General features: G+C 77.2%; 4 protein-coding genes. All 4 read left to right on the forward strand.

The window, feature by feature from the left end:
* Positions 1–121 precede the first annotated feature (121 nt).
* Complete coding sequence (locus ACFV4N_RS39825) at positions 122–1,846, forward strand: serine/threonine-protein kinase (protein WP_499677867.1); 1,725 nt, start codon at positions 122–124, stop codon at positions 1,844–1,846.
* 71 nt (positions 1,847–1,917) lie between these two features.
* A complete protein-coding gene (locus ACFV4N_RS39830; RefSeq protein ID WP_499677868.1) occupies positions 1,918–3,402 on the forward strand; it encodes an SLC13 family permease in 1,485 nt (494 codons plus the stop codon).
* 10 nt (positions 3,403–3,412) lie between these two features.
* Positions 3,413–4,564 (forward strand): glycerate kinase family protein, encoded by a 1,152-nt coding sequence (locus ACFV4N_RS39835; RefSeq protein WP_499677869.1) that lies wholly within the window; start codon positions 3,413–3,415, stop codon positions 4,562–4,564.
* 78 nt (positions 4,565–4,642) lie between these two features.
* Positions 4,643–4,855 (forward strand): hypothetical protein (locus ACFV4N_RS39840; RefSeq protein WP_499677870.1); only part of this gene is annotated, 213 nt, incomplete at its 3' end.

Below are 4,855 nucleotides of genomic sequence, written 5' to 3' on the forward strand. Positions count from 1 at the left end.
GTCGACCGACCGAACCGGTAGGTGGGCTTGATCACGTGGGCACGACCTCGGCCACTCCCGGAACCGCGGCGGCCCGCACCGCGTCGATCGCAGCGGATGGCGCACGGAGAACGCGGGGGACATGGCTGACGAGGTGTTCGGCCCTTACCGGATCGGGCCGCTGCTCGGGCGCGGGGGCATGGGGGAGGTGCACCGCGCGCACGACACGGTGCACGACCGGGTCGTGGCGCTCAAGCGGCTCGCGCCCGCCCTCAACGACGACGCCGCGTTCCGGGCCCGCTTCCGGCGCGAGGCGCAGGTGGTGGCGAGGCTGCGGGAGCCGCACGTCATCCCGATCCACGCCTACGGCGAGATCGACGGGCGGCTCTACCTGGACATGCGCCTGGTCGAGGGCGCCGACCTGACCGACGTGATCGCGCGCGGGCCGCTGGAGCCCGAGCGGGCGGTGCGGATCGTGGAGCAGGTGGCGAGCGCGCTCGACGCCGCGCACGCCGACGGGCTCGTGCACCGCGACGTGAAGCCGTCCAACGTGCTCGTCGCGCCGGGCGACTTCGTGTACCTGGTGGACTTCGGCATCGCGCGCAGCGCCTCGCCGTCCGCGACGCACATCACGGCGTCGGGCGACGTGATCGGCACCCTCGACTACATGGCGCCCGAGCGGTTCGAGGGCGGGCCGGTGGACGCGCGGGCCGACACCTACGCGCTGGCCTGCGTGCTGTTCGCCTGCCTGACCGGGCGCCGGCCCTTCGACGCCGACGGCACCGCGGCCCAGCTCTGGGCGCACCTGAAGGAGGCCCCGCCCAGGGCCGCCGCCCTCAACCCCGCCGTGCCGGCCGCGCTGGACCACGTGATCGCCCGCGGCATGGCCAAGGACCCGGCCGCCCGGCACGAGAGCGCGGGCGCGCTGGCCGTCGCCGCCCGCGCCGCGCTCGCCGCCGTGCCCCGCCCCGCGCCGACCGCGTCCCACCCCGCGCCGATCGCGCCCCGGACCCCGACCGCGCCCCGGACCCCTGGCGCACCGCCGCGCCCGGCCACGAACCCCGCCACGCCGTCCCGCCCGGTCGTGGCGCCCGCCACACCACCGGCCCCGGTCGCGCGCCCAGTCACACCCCGGGGCCCGACCGCGCCCGCCACGCCGCCCCGGACCCGCGACCGCCGCGCCGTGCCGGCCGCGGTGGCCGCGGCGGTGGTCGTGCTCGCCCTGGTCACCTACCTGGTGCTCGACCGCACGTCCGACCTGCTCGCCGGCGACCCCGGCCCCGCCTCGACGAGCACGACCACCACCACCACCACCACGGCGACCACCACGACCAAGGTCAAGCTCACCCTGCCGACCACCACCGAGGCCCCTCCCACCCCGAACCCGGCGGAACAGACCCTCCTGGCCGCCCTGCCCGCCGTCTACCGCGACAACCGCTCCTGCGCCACCGCGCCCCCAGACGCCGAGGGCGTCGCCGCGAAGGTCGTCTGCACCGAGGCCAACGAGGCCCACGGGCGGTTCGACCCGCCCGCCCGCGCGGAGTTCCGCCTGTTCGCCACCCGCGCCGCCCAGGACGCCCACTTCCTGGCCCTGGTCAACGGCCGGGGCATCCCGCGCGACGACACCCAGGGCGGCTGCCGGCCGACGACCCACCCGGTGCACTACTCCCCGTACTGGCGCGACACGTCCGGCCCGCTCGCCGGCGACTTCAGCACCTGCTACCTCGACGGCGGCACCGGCCACCTGTGGTGGACCGACTCGCGCACCAGCGTGTCGGCCGTCCTGTCGACCGCGCCCGGCGCGACCGACGACACGCTGGACAAGCTCGACCTGTGGTGGAACGGCATGATCCTCAGTCGCATGTAGACCGCGGCGGATGAAGGCGTCCTCATCGGACGTTCACCGGCCGCTCAGCCCCGCGTCGCACGCTGGTCGCCGTGGACGCCTTCACCTACACGACGCGACCGGAGCCGGCGACCGTCCCGCTGCCGCGACCGCGCCGCCGACCGCCGCGCCGGCCGTGGGGGATCGCGGCGGTCTCGGCGGCCGTGCTGGGCGGCGGCCTGCTCGCCGACGGGTTGGGCGCGCCCGGCGCGGTGGTGCTGGCGGTGTTCGCCGCGGCGGTCGGCGCGTGGGTGCTGACCGCGGTCGACGACACCTGGATCGCGCTGGCCGCGGTGTGCGTGCTGGCCGTGACCGGGGTGATCGCGCCCGCCGACCTGTTCGCCACGCTCGGCGCGGACCTGGTGTGGCTGCTCATCGCGGCGTTCGTGCTGGCCGCCGGGTTGACCCGGTCCGGGCTGGTCGGGCGGTTCGCGGTGGCGCTGCTCGGCCGGGCCCGCACGGTCCGGCAGCTCGCCCACCTGGTCGTGGTGGCCCTGGTCGTCTCGTCGCTGGCGGTGCCCGCCACGTCGGGGCGCGCCGCCCTGGCCCTGCCGGTGTTCGGCGCCCTGGCCCGCGCGCTCGGCGACCGGCCGCGCGTGGTGCGCGCGATGGCCGTGCTGTTCCCGACCGCCGTGCTGCTCTCGGCGGTGTCCACGCTGATCGGCGCGGGCGCGCACCTGGTCGCCGACCAGTTGCTGCGCGACGCCACCGGCGAGGGCGTCGGGTTCCTGCGCTGGCTGCTGCTGGGCCTGCCGCTCGCCGTCGTCTCCTGCCACCTGGCCGCCGAGGTGGTGCTGCTGCTGTTCACCTCGCGGGCCGACCGCCGGGGCCGGCTCGACTGGTCCCGCGACGCCCTCGCGGTGGAGCCCGCGCCGCCGAGCGGGCCGTGGACCGGACCGGAGAAGCACGCCGCCGCCACCACGGCCGCCGTGCTCGTCCTGTGGTGCACCGAGCCGCTGCACGGCGTGCCGCCCGCGCTGGTGGGGCTGCTCGGCGCGCTGGTGGTCACCATGCCGCCGCACGGCGAGCAGCGCGTCACGCCGGGCGCGGCCCTCAAGACCGTCCCGTGGTCCCTGCTGCTGTTCACGGCCGCGACCGCCGCCCTCGGTGACGCCCTGGTGTCCACCGGCGCGGCCGCGTGGCTGGCCGGCGCGGGCCTGTCGCCGCTGGAGCACGCCTCACCCGAGCTGCTGCTGGTCGCGGTGGTCGTGGTCTCCACGGCGGCGCACCTGGCCGTGCAGTCCCGCTCGGCCCGCTCCTCGGTGCTGGTGCCCGTGGTCATCCCGCTCGCGGTCGCGGCGGGGGTGAACCCGGTGCCGGCCGTGTTCGCCTCCACCGCCGCGGCCGGCTTCTGCCACACCCTGACCTCCTCGGCCAAGCCCGTCGCGCTGTTCGCCGAGGTCGAGGGCCTGCCCACCTATTCGGCGCGCGACCTGCTGCGCCTGTCCTCGGTGCTGGCGCCGCTGCACGTGGCCCTCGTCACCGCCTTCGCCCTGTACGCGTGGCCCCTCCTGGGGCTGCCCATCACCACCCACTAGGAGCACACCCATGCGCATCGTCGTCGCACCCAGCGGCTTCAAGGAGAGCCTCGGCGCGGAGGCCGCCGCCGACGCCATCGCCACCGGCGTCCGCCGCGTCGTCCCGACCGCCGAGGTCGACCTCGTCCCGCTGGTCGACGGTGGCGAGGGCTCCGCCGCCGCGCTCGCCGGGCTGACCGGCGGCAGGCTCGTCGACGCCGTCGTGACCGGCCCGGTCGGGCAGCCCGTGCGGGCCCACTTCGCGGTGCTGGGCGACGGGCGCACCGCCGTGGTCGAGATGGCCGCCGCCGCGGGACTGCGGCTGGTGCCCCAGGACCTGCGCGACCCGGGCCGCACCACCAGCCGCGGCGTCGGCGAGCTGGTGCTGGCCGCGCTCGACGCCGGGTGCGGCTCGGTGCTGGTGGGCTGCGGCGACTCGGGCACGTCCGACGGCGGCGCGGGCGCGCTCCAGGCGCTCGGCGCGAGGGTGCTCGACCGGCACGGGCGCGAGGTCGGGCCGGGCGGGGCCGCGCTCACCGGGGTGCGGTCGGTGGACGTGGCCGGCCTGGACCCCCGGCTGGCGGGCGTCGACGTGCGGCTGGCGGTGAACCCGCACAACGTGCTGTGCGGTCCGCGCGGCGTGGCCAGGGTGTTCGGGCCGCAGAAGGGCGCCTCGCCCGCGCAGGTGGACGAGCTGGCCGCCGCCCTGGACAACTGGGCCGACGTGCTGCGCCGCGACCTGGGCGCGGACGTGGCCCGGCGGCCCGGCTCCGGCGCGTCCGGCGGTCTCGGCGCGGGGCTGAACGCCGTGCTCGGCGCGCCCCTGCTGCCGCGCTTCGACGTGCTGCTCGACCACGTCGACCTCGACGCGCGGCTGGCCGCCGCGGACCTCGTGGTCACCGCCGAGGGCGCCATCGACGCCCAGACCCCGTACGGCAAGGTGCCCGGCGAGGTCGCCCGCCGCGCCAAGGCGCACGGCAAGCCCGTCATCGCCCTGGCCGGGACCATCGGCGCCCACGCCGACCACGCCTACGCCGCCGGCATCGACGCCTTCCAGGCCATCCTGCCCCGCCCGGTCTCCCTGGACGAGGCGATCCTGCGCGGCGCGGAGTTCCTGGCCGACGCCGCCGAGCGGGTGCTGCGGCTGGTGCTCGTGGGCACCAGGATCCCCGCCGTCGGCTAGACCGTTCGGAGCAGCAGGATGAAGAATTCCTCACGTGGCTCTCATCGGGGTTTTCGACCGCGCGACGAAGGTGGACCCATGTCAACCGCACCCCGGATCGCGCTGGTGACCGCCGCGATCGCGCTGCCGCTCGGCGCGGCCCTGGTGACCTGGGCGCTGCCCGGCGAACCCGCGCCGACCGCGCCCGTGGAGGTCCGCCTGCGCGACAACGCCGTGCCGGACCCGTCCTCGACCGGGGTCCCCGCGCCCGGAACGGGCACACCCGCCCCGGGCTCTCCCGGGGCGGGCGAG

Source organism: Actinosynnema sp. NPDC059797 (genome assembly GCF_042732085.1).
In the GTDB taxonomy this organism is placed as follows: Bacteria; Actinomycetota; Actinomycetes; order Mycobacteriales; family Pseudonocardiaceae; genus Actinosynnema.